Origin of the sequence: Mycobacterium sp. E796, assembly GCF_001672815.1 — a bacterium.
GTDB lineage: Bacteria > Actinomycetota > Actinomycetes > Mycobacteriales > Mycobacteriaceae > Mycobacterium.
The window spans coordinates 1-18,640 of the sequence record NZ_LZKK01000368.1 but is presented as its reverse complement, the minus strand read 5'-3'; the positions used below and the strand labels follow the sequence as shown (position 1 = coordinate 18,640).

Here is an 18,640-nt window from a genome sequence, read left to right as displayed (position 1 = left end):
GGCCGGCCTTCCGGCGAGCCTGTTCAGGGGAGCAAGTGGCGGTTGTTCGGCGGGGCGAAACGGCCCCGGCCGAGGGCTACCGCGTGATGCCGTAGGGCGACTGCTGCACTGGCGCCTGCTGCGGCTGCTGCAGCAGGGGCAGCTGCTGCACCGGCGCCTGCTGGACCGGTGCCTGCTGCAGCGGTGCCTGCTGAGCCGGCGCCTGCTGGACCGGCGCCTGCTGCAGCGGTGCCTGCTGAGCCGGGACTTGCTGCACGGGCGCCTGCTGCAGCGGGGCCTGTTGGGTGGGCGCCTGCTGCAGCGGCGCCTGCTGGAACGGCGTCTGCTGGACCCCGAGAACCCGGACCAGGTAGGGCGTCATGCCGTTGGCGCGCACCGGCGACACCTGGACCACGTCGCCCACCTCGAGCATCTGGTTGTTGCCGAGGTACATCGCGACGCTCTGGGTGCCCTCGGGGCCGTAGAAGATCAGGTCGCCGCGTTGTGCCTGCTGCGGCAGCACCTTCTGACCCAGCCGGTACATCTCACCGGAGGAACGCGGCAGCTTGATCCCCGCGCCGGCGTAGGCGTACTGCATCAGGCCCGAGGCGTCGAAACCGACGGTCATGGCGCCGGTGCCCTTGCCGCGGGTGGGGCCGGTGACGCCGCCGCCGGCCCAGGAAAACGGCACGCCGCGCTGCGAAAGACCACGCATGACGACGATGTCGGCCGCCTGCTGGTAGTCCATCGACCGGGCGCCGGGGTCGGCCGTCGCGATGCTGGCGGTGGCCAACGGGGCCACCAGCATCGCGAGACCGATCGCGAAAGCGAAGCTGCGTTTCATGGGGTTCCCACCTTCTTGGGTCCTGGGCCGCCGTCGCGGTGACTTCGCGCGTCGGCCGCTAGTGCAGCAGCTTGGGCCTCCCCGTCGGGGCCCGACGCCGCTGCATGACGCTTGGCGATGAACCCGGCCGGCCTGCCCGAATTCACACCAGTCACTACAGACACTTTTACAACAGAAGTGGTCGGCGGAAAACGCCTGGTGAGCTTCGGAAAGGATTATTTGTCGTAACGTGACCGGACGGTGACTGGCCGTCCCAATTGTGGGTGCCCAGTTGTGATTTGGGTCTCAGCCGCCCGCGCCGGGCTCAGTTGACCCGGTCGCGCCGAAATCGGCGTTAGCGCGACACCCACCCGCACTTTTCCGCGCTGCCGTCGATCTGGGTGAAGACCGCGCGGCCGTGCCCCTCAGAGCCAGTAGCGCTCGCTGAATGTGGTCAGAATGAAGCCGGCCGCCGAGGCGACCATGAGCAGGACGAGCGACAGGACCGGCCAGAAGGACATGTACCAGCCCTTCAGCAGGGAAACGAACGGGCCGATTCCGGCCGCGGCGATCGCCGCGCCGATGCCGCCCCACACGACCGGGTGGATGTAGTAGTCGATCCCGAACGGGACCGGTCCGCAGTCCTCGCCCTGGCAGACCTTGCCCAGGTAGCCGAAGAGCCGCGCCGGCCAGTTGGTCGCCGTGGCGAGGACCAAGAGCAGCACCAGCAGCGTGACGGTGCAGATGACGTCCCAGGCCGCGATCCGGAGGCGAAGCACCCGCGGCGCCTCGTGGTCACGCTGGTCGGGGCGCTCCGGCGCCGGCGGGGCGGCAATGTGGTCACCCGGGTTGGGGTCGTCGGTCTGGTGCGGCGAAGCCATGGCCATAGATGGTCCCCGATGGCCGCGAATTGTGCGAACTGGCTGGCCTCTACGCTCGATCTCTATGCCTGCGGCGAGGGCCGGGCTCACGCCCGAGGAGATCAGCGCGATCGACGCGGCGCACCTTTGGCATCCCTACAGCACTATCGGCAGCGAAGCGGTGCCGCCCGTCGTCGCCGTCGCCGCCCGAGGCGCCTGGCTGACGCTGATCCGCGACGGCGAGCCCGTCGAGGCGCTCGACGCGATGAGTTCCTGGTGGACCGCGATCCACGGGCACGGCCACCCGGCCCTGGACGCCGCGCTCGCCGCGCAGCTGGCCACGATGAACCACGTGATGTTCGGCGGACTGACCCACGAGCCTGCCGCCCGGCTGGCACAGCTGCTGGTGGAGATCACGCCGGCGGGGCTGGAGACGGTGTTTTTCAGCGACTCCGGGTCGGTGTCGGTGGAGGTCGCGGTCAAGATGGCGCTGCAGTACTGGCGCAGCCGCGCCCGGCCCGCCAAGCACCGGCTGATGACCTGGCGGGGCGGCTACCACGGCGACACCTTCACCCCGATGAGCATCTGCGACCCCGACGGCGGCATGCATGCGTTGTGGACGGACGTGCTGGTCCCGCAGGTGTTCGCCCCGCAGGTGCCCCGCGACTACGACGCCGCCTACATTGCGGCGTTCGAGACACAGCTTGCCGAGCACGCCCCGGAGGTGGCGGCCGTCGTCGTCGAGCCCGTCGTCCAGGGGGCGGGTGGGATGCGCTTCCACGATTCGCGCTACCTGACCGATCTTCGGGACATGTGCCGGCGGCACGACGTGCTGCTGATCTTCGACGAGATCGCGACCGGCTTCGGGCGCACCGGCGAGCTGTTCGCCGCCGACCACGCCGGGGTGAGTCCGGACATCATGTGCGTCGGCAAGGCGCTGACCGGCGGATACCTCAGCCTGGCCGCCACCCTGTGCAGCACCGAGATTGCGCACACCATCAGCTCGGGGGAGGCCGGCGCGCTGATGCACGGGCCGACGTTCATGGCCAATCCGCTGGCCTGCGCGGTGTCGGTGGCCAGCGTCGAGCTGCTGCTCGCCCAGGACTGGCGATCCAGGGTGGGGGAGATATCCGCGGGCCTGGTGAACGGGCTGGGACCGGCCCGGGACCTGCCCGGCGTGGCCGACGTGCGGGTATGCGGCGCGATCGGGGTCATCGAATGCGACCGGCCGGTAGACCTGGCCGTCGCCACCCCGGCAGCGCTGGACCACGGTGTCTGGTTGCGCCCGTTCCGCAACCTGATCTACGCGATGCCGCCGTATGTGTGTTCCGGCGAGGAGACCGCGCAGATCACCTCCGCGATGGTCGAGGTTGCGCGGGTGGTGGGCTCAACCGGTCGCGGTCACTCAGCGAATTCTCAGTAGATTCTTCGAAGCCGGTTAGCTCGGCTCAAAGGGTCCTCAAAGTCGCTGGCCGCAGGATCTACCTCATGACGAGTCAGCCGCTCTGCGCCAAGTTGATCGACCGCTACGTACGCACCTGCGGCCTGCAGTTCCTCAAGGGCGAGCACGACGGCGAATACTTCTGTGTCGCCAACGCCGATGCCAGGCGGCTGCACATCCATCTCGAGATCTCACGGTCGTTCGGCGACATGCTGATCATCGGGATCGCCCCGGCGGGCTCCTTCCGCGCCGCGGACCGCCCCTGGCTCACCCGGTTAGCTGACACGTGGAACAAGCAGAACCGCAAAGTCACCGCGATCGTGCACGGTTGCTCCGATCCGCAAAGCGTCCGCCTTGTGGCCCGCAGGTCGCGGTGGATCCAGGACAGCATCTCGTTCGAGGAGTTCGCTTCCTTCGTCGACCGCACCATCGCCGACGCCGTCGATCTGTTTGCTGAGGCGACGGTGGTTGTCGAGTTGACCTCGACGGCGCAGCCGATGCTGCGCGACGCCAGCTAGATTCTGGGCCGCGCGGTCCAACGCGACGCCAGGGGCATCGCGCGGCGCCGACAGGCTCGGAAGCGGCAGAGTTGCAGCGAGTTTGCCGTATCCGCGAGTTTGCATCCGTCGAGATCGACAGAAGCTCCGCGGCATTCCACTCGTATGCTCGAAGCTACCCGCGGTATTCCACATGTATGTAATCTCCCTATTGGGCGTGACCGAAGTCATGCTTTGTGTCTTGCCCCAGGTCGCCGGATGACCACGTGGGAGGTTAGCTATGTCGTACGTGTTGGCGGCACCGGAGATGATGGCGGCGGCGGCGGCGGATGTTGCGGCGGTTGGTTCGACGCTCAGCGCGGCGCACTTGGCGGCGGTAGCCCCGACGGTCGCGGTGCTGCCGGCGGCCGCCGATGAGGTGTCGGCGGGCATCGCGCAGGTGTTCTCCCGGGCGGCCCAGGAGTATCACGCGCTGGCCGGAAAGGCGGCGGCGTTTGGGCAGCAGTTTGTGCAGCACTTGAATGCCAGCGCGGGCTCGTATTTGGCCGCTGAGGCCGCCAACGCCGCGTCCTTGCTGCACTTAACTGCGGGTGCCGGCGCGGCTGCCAGCGCTATACCCGACTTGCCGAGCCTGTTAACCAGTGCGCTAACGGGTCTAGCGAACGGTTTCTCGGGCGCGCTCAATGATTTAGGCCTTTTGGGACAGGCTGCATTATTTGTAGGACAGGGTGCAGTATTTTTGCTGGAAACCCTGCCGTTTTTCGCGCAGGCTATACCATTTTTAGTAATTCTCGTTACTTATGCCACTCTCCTTGCGACCTTTGTGACGCTGGCGTTCGCGGATCTGATTTTGAAGGCGGCGCTACTCTTCGGGTTCGGGATAGCGGTTCCTTTTTAATCGCGTTCACCAATTCGCAATCAAATTTCGCACGGCTTTAAACCGGATCTCGGCATCGGAGTCCACTTGGACATGCTCCGGGGTTCGATTCTGACCACTCGCCGGGGGTCGACGGACTCGTCTTCGGGCTCCGCAACCAGCGTCCGAGCGCGGCGGCACACGGTATCACCTAAGAGCATACGAAAGGTATCGAACGCCCATTTTCAAAAGTTCGTGCGCCCTGCTGTTTGGACGGTTACAGTCCGTAGAGAGTATCGCAGGTTGGTGGCATACCTTTGCCTTGGCGTTGCGCCGATGATGACCGGGTCGGAGGACAACTATGTCATATGTCTTGGCGGCGCCGGAGATGATGGCGGCGGCAGCGGCGGATGTTGCGGCCGTTGGTTCGACGCTCAGTGCGGCCCACCTGGCGGCGCTGGCCCCAACTGTCGCGGTGTTGCCTGCGGCCGCCGATGAGGTGTCGGCGAGCATCGCGCAGGTGTTTTCCCGGGCAGCCCAGGAGTATCACGCGCTGGCCGCAAAGGCGGCGGCGTTTGGGGAGCAGTTTGTGCAGCACTTGAATGCCGGTGCGGGTTCGTATGTGGCCGCTGAAGCGGCCAGCGCCGCGTCGTTGCTGCATTTAACTTCGAGTGCGGGCTCGGCTGCCAGCGCTATTTCCGACGTGCCGAGCCAGTTGCTCAATAGCTTAACGGGTCTGGCGGGTCCGTTAACGACTCTATTGCCCGAGCTCCGCGCTCTAGCATCTGTGGCATATTTTGACACATATTTCGGGCTTATTGTGGCTTACGAGTTCTTAGTCATCGTAGAACAGTTGGTAAAGACAGTTCTGACCTCATTCGGAGTGCCGCTCCCGTTTTAATTGCCCTGGATTGCTAGTAGGTGGACCGACATGTCGTACGTGAACGTGGCGCCGGAGATAATGACCTCTACCGCAACGGAGTTGGCAACCATCGGCTCGCACCTCGGCGCGGCCCACGCGGCGGCGGCGGGCCCGACCCTCGCGGTGCTGCCCGCGGCCGCCGATGAGGTTTCGGCGAGCATTGCGCAGGTGTTCTCCCGGGCAGCCCAGGAGTATCAAGCGCTGGCCGGGCGGGCGGCGGCGTTTGGGGAGCAGTTTGTACAGCATTTGACTGCGGGCGCGGGTTCGTATGCGGCCGCTGAAGCCACCAACGCCGCGGTATTGCAGCCAGCGGCTGCGAGCACGGCGTCGGTTACCAGCACCATCACCGCCTTACCAAGTGAGATACTCAATTTGTTCAACAGCGCATTGGGCCAATTGCTCAACTTGTTACCACCAGGCTTTTTGAATGCTCTACAACATTACGTTACCGAACAACTCCTTCTCCTCATTTATGCATTTTCCTACGTGTCGACGGCGGCGTTGAGAATCGTCATACCGATTCTAGGGCTGGCCATGCCGTATTTCAGCTAGGCGCAAGGCGTTGAAAGCGGCGTATCAAGCGGCCAAGCTTATCCTCAGTAATAGAAATACCGGGCCGCGGTAAATGGCGAGCGCCCGCCTAGACGGAGAGCTTCGGCAGCTCGGTCGTGACCGCCTCGTCGTCGGACTGGTCCGTCCTTAGCAGCAGGGAGCGTACCAGCGGACGCGGTCCCTCAGATCGAAGCATGTAACTGGCCGGGCGCGGACGAACTACTTGCGGCCACCAGAACCAACGCCTGAGCAGCGCAGCGATTGACGGTGTCATGAATGATCGCACGACCAGCGTGTCGAACAAAAGGCCCAGGCCGATCGTGGTACCGACCTGACCGATGATCTGAAGATCGCTGAAAATCATCGAAGCCATCGTGAAGGCGAATACCAGCCCCGCGTTAGTCACGACCTTGCCCGTGCCCCCCATGGCACGGATGATTCCCGTGTTTATGCCGGCGGCTATTTCCTCTTTCATCCGCGATACCAGAAGCAGGTTATAGTCAGAGCCCACCGCCAAAAGGACGATCAAGGACATCGGAAGCACCATCCAGTGCAATTTGATGCCGAGGAGATACTGCCAAAGCAAGACGGACAGCCCAAACGATGCGCCCAACGAAAGCACAACGGTACCCACGATGACCAGTGCGGCCACAAAACTGCGCGTGAGTACGAGCATGATCACAAAAATCAGGCAGAGCGCACCAACGAAGGCGATCCTCAGGTCGTATTTAGAGCCATCCTGAAAGTCCTTGAAGGTCGACGCGGTGCCAGCCATATAAATCCGGGCATCCTTCAAAGGTGTCGTCTTGAGCGCCTCCTCGGCCGCGGCCCTAATCTGATCGATACGCGCGATGCCTTCGGGCGTCCCGGGATCGCCGCGATGCAAGATGATGAATCGGGCCGCTTTTCCGTCCGGAGACACGAAGGAATTCTCGGCCCGCTGGAAGTCCGGGTTCGCGAAAACTTCCGGAGGCAGGAAGAAGGAGTCGTCGTCCCTGGCCGCGTCGAACGCCTGCCCCATGGCGGTGGCGTCGTTACTCGATTCATTTATTTGGCCGAAAGTGCCAGACATGGTGCTGTGCATTTTGAGCAGGGTCGCCCGCGCATCTTCTGCTATCGCGATCAACTTCGGCATCGACTCGATCAGCTGTGGCAAGAGCTTGTCCAGCTGGTCGAGATCGTGCACGACGTCCGTAAGCTTGTCGCTCAGCTCGTAGACACCGTCGACGAGGTCGAATATCGACCTCAACGCAAAGCATATGGGTATGTCGTAGCAGTGCTTTTCCCAGTAGAAGTAGCTCCGAATCGGCCTCCAGGCATCCTCGAAATCTGCAATGCTGTTTCTCAACTCGTTTACGAGCTCCGACATCTCTTTTGCCTCGACGATCGAGTGGTGTGTGAGTTCATTCATTCGGAGCTGAAGTTGGTATAAGTGCTTAGTTATAGCGATTTGCTCTCCAAGCAGATCGGCTTCTTTCAGCATGTCGCCAATGCGGGCTTCCATGGTTTTCATACTTTGCAGCATGGCCGCGTTTTGCATGCTGATGATGAACGGTATCGAGGTGTGCTCAATCGGTGTCCCTTCGGGACGCGTTATGCCCTGCACTCGTGAAACACCGGGAACGCGAAAGATCCGTTTGGCCAGCTTGTGCAGCACGAGAAAGTCGGCCGGATCGCGCATATCATGATCAGATTCGATCATCAGAATCTCGGGCATCATTCGCGATTGCGAGAAATGACGATCAGCGGCCGCATAGCCCAAATTAGCCGGAATGTCTTTCGGCAGATAGAGTCGGTCGTTGAAGCTTGTTTTGTAGCCCGGCAACGTCACCAGGCCAATCAGCGCGACCGCCAAGGTCGTGACGAGAATCGGCGCCGGCCAGCGGACAATCGCCGTGCCCACCCCTCGCCATCGGCGTTGTGCGATCCGCCGCCTGGGATCGCACAATCCGAAGCGGCTCCCGACCGCCAGCACTGCCGGGACCAGTGTGAGCGCGACCGCGACCGCGACGAGCATGCCTACAGCGCAAGGCACGCCAATCGTCTGGAAGATCGGCAACCGGGTAAAGCTCAGGCACAGCATCGCGCCGGCGATGGTCAATCCGGAACCCAGCACGACGGGAGTGACCCCGCGGTAGGTGGTGTAGTAGGCCGTCTCCGAGTCCTCGCCGGCCTGACGCGCCTCCTGGTATCGACCGAAGAAAAATATGCCGTAATCGGTTCCGGCGGCCATCGCGAGCGCAACCAGGAGATTGATCGCGAACGTTGACAGTACGACGATATTGTTATCGGCTAGAAACGCGATGATCCCCCGAGCCGACAGCACTTCGATCCCGACTCCGATCAACAACAGCACCACCGTGGTCACCGACCGGTAGACCAAAAGCAGTACCGTGAAAATGATCACGGCGCCTATCAACGTCATCTTCAGAATCGATTGATTGCCGCTGCGGACCATGTCCGGCACGAGCGCTGCCGGGCCAGTGACATGGACCTCGATGCCTGGGGGCGGCGGTGTCTGCTTCACGATATTCCGGACCGCCGCCACGGATTCCTGCCCCAAGGTGGTGCCCTGATTGCCGGCCAGATTCAACTGCACATAAGCGGCCTTGCCATCTGGGCTCTGCACACCCGCCGCCGTGAGTCGGTCTCCCCACAAATCCTGCACATATTCGACGTGCCGCGGGTCATTTCTCAACTTACCTATTAATTCACGGTAATACGTGCGAGCGTCGTCGCCGAGGGGTTTCTGTCCCTCCAGCACGATCATCGCGAAGCTATCCGAATCGGATTCTTTGAAGAGTTTGCCCATGCGGGTCATCGCCCGCACCGAGGGCGCGTCTTGGGCAACCAGTGGCACCGAATGCTCTTCGCCGACCCTTTCGAGCGGTGGAACGCCAAAAGTCACGGCAAGGGTTATCGCCACCCAGGCCAAAATGATGAACAGCGAGAGCTTGCGGATCGTTCGCGCCGTGAACGGGGGTCGGGAGCGTTCGGTGCTCATGTGGCCGTCAACAGGTCGTCTCGATCGTGAGCACACCGGGCACTTCGAAACGGCAGCACCCGCTGTCGTTATCGCTGTGTGCCACGATGCTCCCCACGGTCAGCGGCAATGTGCTGGATTGGAAATCTGTCACTTGGAGTCGCTATCTCAGCAACAGGGCGCGAACCAACGGACGAGGACCCGTGGGCCGAAGTAGCGCACTCGCCGGGCGCGGGCGGACTTGTTGCGGCCACCAAAACCAGCGACCCAGCAGCGCGGCTACCGATGGCGTCATGAATGCGCGGACGATCAAAGTGTCGAACAGCAGACCGATCCCGATTGTGGTGCCCATCTGACCGATGCTGAGCAAATCGCTTACCAGCATGGACGCCATGGTGAATGCGAATACCAAGCCCGCATTCGTCACGACCTTGCCGGTACCGCCCATTGCGCGGATTATGCCGGTGTTGATACCGGCGCCGATTTCTTCTTTCATCCGGGAGACCAGCAACAAGTTGTAGTCCGAGCCGACCGCCAAAAGCAGGATCACAGACGTCGCGAGAATCGCCCAGTGGATCTGTATGCCGAGCAAGTCCTGCCAGACCAGCACAGACAGCCCGTATGACGCGCCCAGTGACAGCAATACGGTGCCGACGATGACGAGGGCGGCAACAAAACTTCGCGTCATCACCAGCATGATGATGAAAATGAGGCAGAGCGCGGCGACCACCGCGATGATCAGGTCGATGGTGGAACCGACGACGAGGTCTTTAGTAATTGCGGCGGTGCCGGTGAGGTAGATCCTCGAATCTTCCAGCGGAGTTCCCTTGAGCGCCTCGGCGGCGGCGCTCTTTATCGCATCAACACGGGAGATACCGGCGGGGGAGGCGGGGTCTCCCTTTTGCGAAATGAGCATGCGCATGTTCTTCCCGTCGGCCGACAAGAACACATCCATGACCCGTTTGAAGTCCTTGTTCTTGAAACTGTCCGGCGGCAGATAGAAAGAATCGTCGTTCTCGGCGGTGTCGAACGCCTTCCCCATCGCGGTCGCGTTATTGCCGTTCTCGTCCATCTGGCCGATGGTTCCCGACATGGTGCTATGCATGGTCAGCATCATTGCCCGCATGCTTTTCATAATCGCGATCATCGGCGGGAATTCGGCGGCCAGTTGCGGCATGAGTACATCTAGCTGGTCGAGGTCGACCACCACTTCTTTAAGCTTGTCGGTTAGGGCGTCAACACCGTCGATCGCATCAAACAGGGACCGCAGTGAGTAGCAAACCGGAATATCGTAACAATGCTTTTCCCAGTAGAAATAACTGCGAATCGGCCTGAAGAAATCTTCGAAATCAGAGACGCGATCCCGCAGCTCGTTCGTGATCTCCTGCATCTCGTGCGTTTCGCGGATCATGTGATGAGTGGTGGCGACGAGTTGCTGGAGCAGGTCATACATGTGCTCCATGATCTTGATCGTTTCGGTCAGCTCGTCGGCCTGCTTGAGCATGTCGTTCATGCGGGCCTGCTGGAACCCCATATTTTGGGTCATGGCGGCCTGTTGCAGACTCAGCATGAACGGTATCGACGTGTGCGCGAGAGGGGTTCCCTGCGGCCGAGTTACGGCCTGAACCTGGGAAATACCGGGGACATTGAGGACCGCCTTCGCGAGCTTATTCAATATCAGGAAATCTGCAGGATTGCGCAGATCATGGTCTGCCTCAACTAACAGGATTTCAGGAGCCATCATCGCGGATTGGGGAAAGTGTCTGGCTGCGGCCGCAATTCCCTGGCTGGCGGGAATGTCCTTAGGAATAAACTTCTGGTCGTTGTAGCTGGGTTTGTACCCTGGCAGCGTCAGGAGCCCGACAAGCGCGAGGGCCACTGCGGCGACGAGGATGGGCGCCGGCCAGCGAACGATGGCCGTCCCCACCCGCCGCCATCCCCGGACCCGGATCTTGCGCTTGGGCTCGAACAAACCGAACCGGCTTCCGACGGCCAGAACCGCGGGAACCAGCGTCAGCGCGACCGCGACCGCGACCAACACGCCAACCGCGCAGGGGATGCCCAGGGCTCGGAAGAAGGGGAGTCGGGTGAATGTCAGGCAGAAAAGCGCCCCGGCGATCGTCAAACCGGACGCCAATACAACCTTGGCGACTCCCCGGTAGGTCGTGTAGAAGGCCGCCTCCCGGTCCTGGCCGGCCTGCCGAGCTTCGTGATAGCGCCCGATGAAAAATATGCCGTAATCAGTCCCGGCCGCGATTCCGATGGATACCAGGAGATTGACGCCGAAGGTGGTTAGACCGAGAAGGCCGTGATGGCCAAGGAACGCGACAATTCCCCGGGCGGCCTGCAGTTCTATCCCTACCACCAGCAACAGCAGGATCACGGTGGTGGCGGACCGGTAGACAAGGAGCAGCATCGTGAAGATCACCGCGACGCTTACCGCCGTCATTGTGATGATCGTTCGGTCGCCACTGTGGCCCATGTCGGCAGCGATCGCGGCAGGGCCCGTGACGTAGGCCTTGACTCCAGGCGGCGCGGGCGTCCGCGCGACGATGTGCTGGACGGCTTCGATCGATTCGTTCCCCAGCGTCTGGCCCGGGTTACCGGCGAGAACCAACTGCACATAGGCGGCTTTGCCGTCGCCGCTCTGCGCGGCGCCCTTGGTGAGCTCATCACCCCAAAAGTCCTGGATGTGCAGCACGTGCTTCGGATCGTCGCGCAACTGACGAAGCAGACGGTCGTAGTACTGGTGAGCCTCGTCGCCGAGGGGTTCCTGGCCCTCCAGGACAACCATCACCGGACTACCGGAACCGGATTGCTTGAAATCTTCGTTTGCCCGCTGAGCGGCCTTGAAAGACGGGGCATCGGTCGGGTTCTGGGATACCGACCGCTCCGCCTCGACCTGTTCCAAGGAGGGGACGGCGGTAGTCAGGACGACGACGATCCCCAACCACGCCAAGATGATGCCCACCGAGAACCGATGGATCGTCCGCGCCGCCAACGGCCGAACATTGTGCAACTGATGGTCGCTCATGCGGCCTTCAGCGTGCAGGACGCAAACGAGCTCACTTCGTGCTGCGTCGTCTTCTCGGCTTTGACGACACCGTCGACGAGGATGCGGCAGCCGATGGTGTCCGCGTCGTCCTGCGCCGCGACATCCACGACGGTCGTCGCCGCGCCGATCGGGAACTCCAACGACCACGGCAACGGGGCCGCCTTGATGCGCTGCGGGTCGCCGTCGCCGTCGAAATAGCTGATCTCGGCGACGGTTCCGGGCGGTCCGAAGACCTCATATCTCACGTGCTTGGGGTTGTAGGGCTTCGCCTCGTCTTTTTTGGTGTCGGTGTAGGCGGGCAGTTTGTCGGCGCCGAAGATGCCGTGCAGTCGCGAAACGGTGAATCCTCCCGCGCCGATCACCACCAGGATGACCAGCGGGACCCACAGTCGCCTCAGGACCGTGAACATTGCAATTCCCGGACTGCGACGCCGCTTTGCAGTCCCGCCCGATCCCGGAGCGCCGGGTGAAGGTTCGCTTGCAGCCCGCCGGCGAAGGGGTCGGCGACGGAGCCGTTGGCTGGGGTTTTGACCGCCTAGCGCGGCGAGATCGGACTCAGCTCGCTCAGCGTTGCGCACGCTGCCTTCAACCACCGCACCACCTTAAGCCGACACGAGTCCAATAACGGATTCTTAACATAGTCCAGGCCCACAGGGTCTACCTGAGTTTTTCCCTAAAGTTCCGGGTGTGCGACTCGTGCTCAGCACGCGGGCGTGAACTCAGGCAGGCAGCTACGGCTCGCCGGCATTGATGGCTACGTTTACTTCTTGCGCGTGCGCCACCTGCTGCGCGGTGTAGCGGATGAGCAGCGCAGCTCCGCCGATCAAAATGACCGCCCCACTCAGCCACAGGTAGCCGTAGGCGTAGCCGTGATCCAGCGCGCGCAACTGGGTGTCGTTCATGGACTTCACCGGCCCTTGGGTGCCACCTAGGCGCAGCGTGCGTGACGTAATGACGCCCTGGATGACGGCCAGCATGAGCGGCCCGCCAAGGCTCCGCAGCACCATCGAGATCGCCGAGGCGGGCCCGATGTGTTCAGGGCCGACGCTGGCGATCAGCGCGAGACCGATAGCGACGTTGATCATGCCGAGACCGATGCCGGCGACGAAGATCGGCGCCACAAGATTCGGGAAGTAGGGGATGCCGCGGTGAAGTGTCGAGCCGTACAGCATCGCGCCCAACAGGAGGACACCGCCGGCAATCACCATCATCCGCGGTGGGAGCCAAGTCACCAGCCGCACGGATGCGCTTACCGCAATGGCCGTCGCGATGGAGAACGGGATGAAGCTGATAGCGGCGCGCATGGGACCGTAGCCCATGATGTTCTGCACGTACAGCGCGATCAGCACGGCCATGGTGAAAGTCATTCCACCGGCGAGGAACGTGGTCAGGAACGTTGCCGTACGGTCGCGGTCGGAGAAGAGGCTGAACGGCACAATGGGATTTTCGGCGTTGCGCTCGACCAGAACGAACGCGACGGAAGCTGCCACAGCCACCAGGCCCGACCCGAGGGTGATCGGCGACAACCAGCCATGCTCGGGCCCCCTCGAGAAGGCGAAAACCGCTGCGGTGCAAGCCAACGTCGCCAGCACAGCCCCGGCGGCGTCGAGCTTCATCCGCGCTGTCCCGGTTTCCCGCAGCGCGGTGCGGGTCAGGTAGATCGCCAGCACACCGATCGGCACGTTCACCAAAAACGCCATCCGCCACGACACCTCGGCGAGCAACCCGCCCGCCACCATGCCCACCACTGCCCCGATACTGGCCATCGCCCCGAACACCGCCATCGCGGTGTTGCGGGCCGGCCCCTTGGGGAATGTGGTCGCTAACAGCGCCATAGCGGTAGGCGAAACAATGGCGGCGGCCACGCCCTTCAGCAGCCGGGCCGACACGAGTACCCCACCGTCCCAGGCGATGCCGCACATCGCCGAGGTGAGGGTGAACAGCGCGGTCCCGACGATCAAGGTGCGCTTGTGCCCGAAGGTGTCACCGACGCGGCCACCCAGGAGTATCAGCCCACCGGAGGTCAAGACGTAGGCAGTGATAACCCAGTTGCGCGTGGCATCCGACAGTCCGAGTTCATTCTGGATCTTGGGTAGCGCGAAGATCGCGACCGTGCCATCCATCATCGCCAGCAGCTGAATGCCGCCGAGCGCGCCAAGCATGGCGACGAAACGGCGACGCGGCAGCCCAGTTTGGGAATAACCTGCCGTCTGCCGGGGCGTGGTCGGCTCGACCGCCATGGCGTCGCTCATTTCGTGCGGTGCGTCCTCCGGTGGGTTGAGCCGGCACTTGCGTGGTTACGGTCCGTCGGCGCCGAGCGCCCCCCGGACCCGTCTAATCAACATAAGTGCAATAGCGATTTTCGAACGATAGTAGAGGACTGGCCGGGGCCAGTCACCGGTACATGGTTGGGCCCCTCAGCCGGCGGATTCGCTAGTCTGCCTCGCCGGTCAGGCCGAACTCGGTCAGCGTGCGCAGGGCGAGTTCACGCAGAGCGGGCTTTGTGTTCTCGGCGCCCGGTTGGTAAGCGACGACGGTGATGTAGATCTTGCCGATCCCCGGCGTGCGGCAAGACACCACCTGCATGTGGCCGCCGGTGCGCTCAAGCTGCTGTCGGGTTTCGTTTTGCCTCGTGCCTCGTGCCCAGGCGTGCTCGCACTGGGTGCCATCAGCGCGGCTCACGACCATGCCGGCGTCACCGAGGTTGGAGTAGACAACCGGCAGATCGGGGTCGTTGAGCTGGGCGTCGATTCCCTGTTTCCACATCCGCTCCGGGGTGAAAGGGGCGAGCGGCGCCAGCTGCAACGCCTCGTCCGGCGTTTCAAGTCGACCGTTCAATGCCTCTTTGATGGCGACCCGTGCGTCGCTCAGATCCTTCGTTATGGAAGTCGTGTCGAGGCTGATGCGGGCAAAGTTCACCGCGACCGCACGAGTGTCGTCGTCGGTGCGCTCGGCCATCACGATTCGTAGGGTGACGGCGCCATCGGAGCTGCGTCGGCGACCCAGGTGCTCCGCGAGTTTTGCGGCGAATGCGGCGGCGAGCGTGGTTCCCGTGCCGCCGAGGGCCTTCGCCCGCTCATCCCACGCGGCCTGGTCGACGAGGACCGCGACTCCGGGCAGAATCACCGGCTCATCGCCGTTGCCTGTGCGACGGACGACAGGCGCGGATTGCGTCGGCGATGCGGCGGCATCTCGTCGCTGACGGCGGAACATTTTTGCGGCCGCGACCAGTGCCCGGCCGACCTCGGGTGCGTCACGGACCACTTGACGGGCGTCCTGAAGCAGCGCGGCCGACCGGGTGCGCGAGCGTGGCGGCGGATAGCCGAGATCGCGATTGTTGCCAAGGACAGCATCGGCTACCGCTACGAGACCCCCGACGCCGTCAATTAGATAGTGGGAGAGCACCAACGTGACTGCGGTCGAGCCGTCCGTGAGAGGCTGCACGCTGAGATGCCAGGCGGGCCCCGATTCGGGATCAACCGGTACTTGCGAGCGTTCGTCGGCCCAGTCGCTTAGTTCGGCGCGCGGACGGGCGCTCTCGGCAAAATGGATGTCCGCCGGCCCCCGGTCCAAGACCCACCTGTGCCGTCCGAACGGCAGCGGTGAACGTTCGATAAGCCGTCCGGACAACCCGTAACCGAGATTGTGGTGAAAACGTTTCAAGCCGTCGAAGTCGATAGGGTGCTCGTAGACCCAGACGACCTGCATTACCTCCGTTTGGCCAATGGCGCGTTGCCCGCAATAGAAGGCTTGGTCCGTCAACGCGAGCAGATTGTCTGGCTGTTTATCGCCGTCGGATGCGCGACGGCGTGAGGACATCCGCGCGGGGCGGTTCCGGGTTGTCACTGACTGGCCTCCGAAATCACAGCGTTGCCGCGAAGCCGACGGGGGTCGACCTGCTCATGGCGGCCCCGCGCCGCGCAGGACGGCGTGGGCCTTGACGGGGTGGAACCGAACGATCGAATCAGGTTAGCCCCGAGGACTTCGGGGCGGCCCGGCATTTGACGAAGACCGCGTTGGTCGTACCCGAATGCGGTGCGACACTCCCGATAATTGCCGAAATCGCACGGCCGTACGGTAGGGCACTTACCTTGTTGTGGTGATCAAGGGTCGAATGACTGTCTCAGAGTGCGTCGCGAGATCTTCCCCCAGCCGTCCGGGGGTATTCGACGGCGCGGCATTCATCGCCGGGTTTTGCGGGTGAGCCATACCCCGCAGTCCGGGCCTGCAGTCCGTCCCGTCGCCCTGTTCGTGCTGGGCTTCGCCCGCTCCGGAACCTCGGCGCTGACGCGGGTTCTCTCACTGTGCGGGGCGACGCTCCCGGCCAAGATGCTCGGGGCGACCGCCCACGACCCCGGTGGCTTTTGGGAGCCGCGCCCAGCCGTCCACCTCAACGGGGCAATCCTGCGCCGGCATGGCAGCGCCGGGTTCGACCCGACGCTGCGGCTGCAGGAGGAAGGCGCGCTCGATGCCGCTGCCAAGGCCGCCTGGATAGCCAAGGTCCGGACGTATCTCACCACGTTGCCGGCCGCGCCGGTGGTGGTCATCAAGGATCCGAAGATAACGGCACTTTCCGACGTGTGGTTCGAAGCGGCGCGTCAGGCCGGATTCGACCCCGCTGCCGTAATTGCGGTGCGCCACCCGATCGAGGCCAGCAGGTCGATCACGGCGGCAGTTCGAACCTCGCCGGAGTTCGGCGCCGCCTTGTGGTTGAAATACAGTTTGCTGGCCGAGAGAACGACGCGCGATTTGCCGCACGTGTTCGTCGAATACGACAACCTTCTGGACGATTGGCGCCGCGAAGTCAAGCGGATTTCCGCGGCGATCTCGATCGAACTGGAGACCCACAATGTCGGGCCAGTCGAGGAGTTTCTCGCGCCGGCTTTCCGCCACCACCGACACTTCGGTCCCGTCACCGAGCTCTTCGGCACGGACTGGATGTCCACGGCTTACGAAGCGCTGAGCGCGGCCGCGCGCGACGAGCCCCAGGATCAGTCTGCGCTCGACCGCGTTTACGAGTCGTATCGCGCGACCGAACGGGCTTTCCGTACGGTGCTCGACGACTACTACCAATTCCACAAGCGTTACCGTCTCATCCCGATATGGATGGTGAAGTTGTTCCTCGAGCTCAACGCTGTCTTTCGCAGACGCAACGAGACCTGGGCCTAGGACTGGCGAGCGCAGCGCCTGGCCAGTGCTCAAGCTTCGGGACCTCCAGTGGACAGCGCCGGTTTTGGGTTATGCTGCCCGGCGGCTGAGCCGGGAGTAACGCCCAAGGAAAGCGGAGGGCCAAGACCGCCCGATGAAATTTGTGCTCGCGTTCTACGGAACGCGCGGTGATGTGGAGCCCGGCCTCGCGATCGGTCGTGAGCTGCTGCGCCGTGGGCACGACGTGCGGATGGCTGTGCCCCCGGACCTGGTTGGCTTCGCCGAGTCGGTTGGCCTCGAAGCGATCGCCTACGGGCCGGATATGGAGGCGTGGCTGGAAGTGACGCGCAATTTCTGGGCGCGGCTTTTCCGCAACTTTTGGCGGATCCGGGATGTGCAGGAATTGCTGCGGGAAGCTCGTGAGCCCGGTACCCGATGCTGGGCGGAGATGAGCGCGGCGCTGGTCTCGCTGACTGACGGGGCCGACGTTCTCCTCACCGGCATGAGCTACCAAGAGTTGGCCGCAAACGTAGCTGAGCACCGCAATATCCGGTTGGCGACGCTGCTTTGGTTTCCGACACGCGTCAACGGCCACCTTGTTCCGAACCTCCCGCCGCCGTTGGTCCGGTCGGCGATGACGGTGTACGAGTGGCTGGTGTGGCGCGGCGTGAAGAAGGCCCAAGACGCGCAGCGTCGCGAGCTGGGCTTGCCGAAGGTGACAGGTCCGGCGCCCAGACGGATCGCAGAACGCGGAGCGCTGGAAATCCAGGCATATGACGCGGTGTGCTTTCCCGGGCTGGACGTCGAGTGGGCTAAATGGGGAGGCCAGCGACCCTTCGTCGGCACCCTGACGCTGCAGTTGGCGACCGATGCCGATGGGGAAGTGGCGTCGTGGATTGCCGATGGCAGGCCGCCGATTTTCTTCGGGTTCGGCAGCATTCCCGTCGAATCCCCGACCGACACGATCGCCATGATCGCCGGGGCCTGCGCCCAGCTGGGCGAGCGGGCGTTGGTCAGCGCCGGCTGGACCGACTTCAGCAATGTCCCCGATACCGAGCACGTCAAGGTCGTCGGCGCGGTGAACTACGCGGCCATCTTTCCGGCCTGCCGCGCGGTCGTGCACCACGGTGGCGCGGGCACGACGGCCGCCGGCCTGCGCGCAGGGGTCCCCGCGTTGATCCTCTGGATGGCGGACGTTCAGTTCATGTGGGGCGCCGCGGTCAAGCGGCTGAAAGTGGGCGTCGCTCGGCGTCTGAGCGGATGGCTTAGAGCGAATCAGCCGACACCATTGAGGCCGGCGAACTCTTCCACAAGATCCGCGGCGGCCGCGACGCTCTTGGCGGGTTCGGTCATTCGGGTGGCAATCTCGCGGGCCCGGGCGGCGTACTCCGGGGCAAGGATGGTGCGGAGGTCCGAGACAAGCGATTTCTCAGTGGTGGTCGAAAAGCGCCGAGCGACGCCCACTTTCAGCCGCTTGACCGCGGCGCCCCACATGAACTGAACGTCCGCCATCCAGAGGATCAA

Annotated in this window: 14 protein-coding genes; 7 read left to right on the top strand and 7 right to left on the bottom strand. The window is 63.4% G+C overall.

Annotated features, from left to right (window positions below; translation table 11 throughout):
• Positions 1 to 76: 76 nt before the first annotated feature.
• Both ripD and A5706_RS30415 read right to left on the bottom strand, forming a co-directional pair.
• A complete protein-coding gene (ripD, locus tag A5706_RS30420; protein ID WP_068139866.1) occupies positions 77 to 823 on the bottom strand; it encodes an NlpC/P60 family peptidoglycan-binding protein RipD in 747 nt (248 codons plus the stop codon).
• Between the two features lie 404 nt (positions 824 to 1,227).
• On the bottom strand, positions 1,228 to 1,683 hold the full coding sequence (locus tag A5706_RS30415) for a hypothetical protein (RefSeq protein WP_068139947.1): 456 nt from the start codon (positions 1,681 to 1,683) through the stop codon (positions 1,228 to 1,230).
• Positions 1,684 to 1,747: 64 nt separating this feature from the next.
• Between A5706_RS30415 and A5706_RS30410 the strand changes: the two genes are divergently transcribed.
• The 5 genes from A5706_RS30410 to A5706_RS35090 all read left to right on the top strand — a co-directional run bounded on the left by A5706_RS30410 (position 1,748) and on the right by A5706_RS35090 (position 5,930).
• Positions 1,748 to 3,085, top strand: a complete 1,338-nt coding sequence (locus tag A5706_RS30410; protein WP_068139863.1) for an adenosylmethionine--8-amino-7-oxononanoate transaminase — start codon at positions 1,748 to 1,750, stop codon at positions 3,083 to 3,085.
• A gap of 65 nt (positions 3,086 to 3,150) precedes the next feature.
• Positions 3,151 to 3,621 carry a hypothetical protein gene (locus tag A5706_RS30405; protein WP_068139861.1) on the top strand — a complete coding sequence of 157 codons (471 nt, stop codon included), beginning with the start codon at positions 3,151 to 3,153 and terminating at the stop codon, positions 3,619 to 3,621.
• A 259-nt stretch (positions 3,622 to 3,880) separates the two neighbouring features.
• Complete coding sequence (locus A5706_RS35095) at positions 3,881 to 4,498, top strand: PE family protein (RefSeq protein ID WP_068139855.1); 618 nt, start codon at positions 3,881 to 3,883, stop codon at positions 4,496 to 4,498.
• A gap of 319 nt (positions 4,499 to 4,817) precedes the next feature.
• Entirely contained in the window at positions 4,818 to 5,357 is a 540-nt protein-coding gene (locus A5706_RS35410) for a PE family protein (protein ID WP_068139851.1), read from the top strand.
• Positions 5,358 to 5,387: 30 nt separating this feature from the next.
• Positions 5,388 to 5,930 (top strand): PE family protein, encoded by a 543-nt coding sequence (locus A5706_RS35090; protein WP_068139849.1) that lies wholly within the window; start codon positions 5,388 to 5,390, stop codon positions 5,928 to 5,930.
• An 88-nt stretch (positions 5,931 to 6,018) separates the two neighbouring features.
• Here the strand turns inward: A5706_RS35090 and A5706_RS30385 are convergent, their stop codons facing one another.
• The 5 genes from A5706_RS30385 to A5706_RS30365 form a co-directional block, all read right to left on the bottom strand.
• Positions 6,019 to 8,934 carry an RND family transporter gene (locus tag A5706_RS30385; RefSeq protein WP_068139846.1) on the bottom strand — a complete coding sequence of 972 codons (2,916 nt, stop codon included), beginning with the start codon at positions 8,932 to 8,934 and terminating at the stop codon, positions 6,019 to 6,021.
• A 142-nt stretch (positions 8,935 to 9,076) separates the two neighbouring features.
• Entirely contained in the window at positions 9,077 to 11,947 is a 2,871-nt protein-coding gene (locus A5706_RS30380; RefSeq protein WP_068139843.1) for an RND family transporter, read from the bottom strand.
• A complete protein-coding gene (locus A5706_RS30375) occupies positions 11,944 to 12,378 on the bottom strand; it encodes an MmpS family transport accessory protein (RefSeq protein WP_156767421.1) in 435 nt (144 codons plus the stop codon). The genes A5706_RS30380 and A5706_RS30375 overlap by 4 nt, the downstream gene beginning before the upstream one ends.
• A 321-nt stretch (positions 12,379 to 12,699) precedes the next feature.
• Positions 12,700 to 14,220, bottom strand: coding sequence for an MFS transporter (locus tag A5706_RS30370; protein ID WP_082964747.1), 1,521 nt, complete (start codon positions 14,218 to 14,220; stop codon positions 12,700 to 12,702).
• A 181-nt stretch (positions 14,221 to 14,401) separates the two neighbouring features.
• A complete protein-coding gene (locus A5706_RS30365; RefSeq protein WP_068139840.1) occupies positions 14,402 to 15,787 on the bottom strand; it encodes a hypothetical protein in 1,386 nt (461 codons plus the stop codon).
• A 426-nt stretch (positions 15,788 to 16,213) separates the two neighbouring features.
• On the opposite strand from A5706_RS30365, the gene A5706_RS30360 reads away from it, so the two are divergent.
• Together A5706_RS30360 and A5706_RS30355 are read left to right on the top strand one after the other, a co-directional pair.
• The gene (locus A5706_RS30360; RefSeq protein ID WP_068139937.1) at positions 16,214 to 17,137 is read left to right on the top strand and encodes a sulfotransferase family protein; all 924 of its coding nucleotides are present in this window, start codon (positions 16,214 to 16,216) and stop codon (positions 17,135 to 17,137) included.
• Between the two features lie 133 nt (positions 17,138 to 17,270).
• Positions 17,271 to 18,617 carry a glycosyltransferase gene (locus A5706_RS30355; RefSeq protein ID WP_068139836.1) on the top strand — a complete coding sequence of 449 codons (1,347 nt, stop codon included), beginning with the start codon at positions 17,271 to 17,273 and terminating at the stop codon, positions 18,615 to 18,617.
• Positions 18,618 to 18,640 lie beyond the last annotated feature (23 nt).

Bases quoted from the DNA above. Each gene is read 5' to 3' on its own strand.
- A5706_RS30355 (WP_068139836.1), top strand. From the start codon at position 17,271: ATGAAATTTGTGCTCGCGTTCTACGGAACGCGCGGTGATGTGGAGCCC.
- A5706_RS30380 (WP_068139843.1), bottom strand. From the start codon at position 11,947: ATGAGCGACCATCAGTTGCACAATGTTCGGCCGTTGGCGGCGCGGACG.
- A5706_RS30405 (WP_068139861.1), top strand. From the start codon at position 3,151: ATGACGAGTCAGCCGCTCTGCGCCAAGTTGATCGACCGCTACGTACGC.
- A5706_RS35090 (WP_068139849.1), top strand. From the start codon at position 5,388: ATGTCGTACGTGAACGTGGCGCCGGAGATAATGACCTCTACCGCAACG.
- A5706_RS30365 (WP_068139840.1), bottom strand. From the start codon at position 15,787: ATGTCCTCACGCCGTCGCGCATCCGACGGCGATAAACAGCCAGACAAT.
- A5706_RS35410 (WP_068139851.1), top strand. From the start codon at position 4,818: ATGTCATATGTCTTGGCGGCGCCGGAGATGATGGCGGCGGCAGCGGCG.
- A5706_RS30370 (WP_082964747.1), bottom strand. From the start codon at position 14,220: ATGAGCGACGCCATGGCGGTCGAGCCGACCACGCCCCGGCAGACGGCA.
- A5706_RS30385 (WP_068139846.1), bottom strand. From the start codon at position 8,934: ATGAGCACCGAACGCTCCCGACCCCCGTTCACGGCGCGAACGATCCGC.
- A5706_RS30415 (WP_068139947.1), bottom strand. From the start codon at position 1,683: ATGGCTTCGCCGCACCAGACCGACGACCCCAACCCGGGTGACCACATT.
- A5706_RS30375 (WP_156767421.1), bottom strand. From the start codon at position 12,378: ATGTTCACGGTCCTGAGGCGACTGTGGGTCCCGCTGGTCATCCTGGTG.
- A5706_RS35095 (WP_068139855.1), top strand. From the start codon at position 3,881: ATGTCGTACGTGTTGGCGGCACCGGAGATGATGGCGGCGGCGGCGGCG.
- ripD (WP_068139866.1), bottom strand. From the start codon at position 823: ATGAAACGCAGCTTCGCTTTCGCGATCGGTCTCGCGATGCTGGTGGCC.
- A5706_RS30410 (WP_068139863.1), top strand. From the start codon at position 1,748: ATGCCTGCGGCGAGGGCCGGGCTCACGCCCGAGGAGATCAGCGCGATC.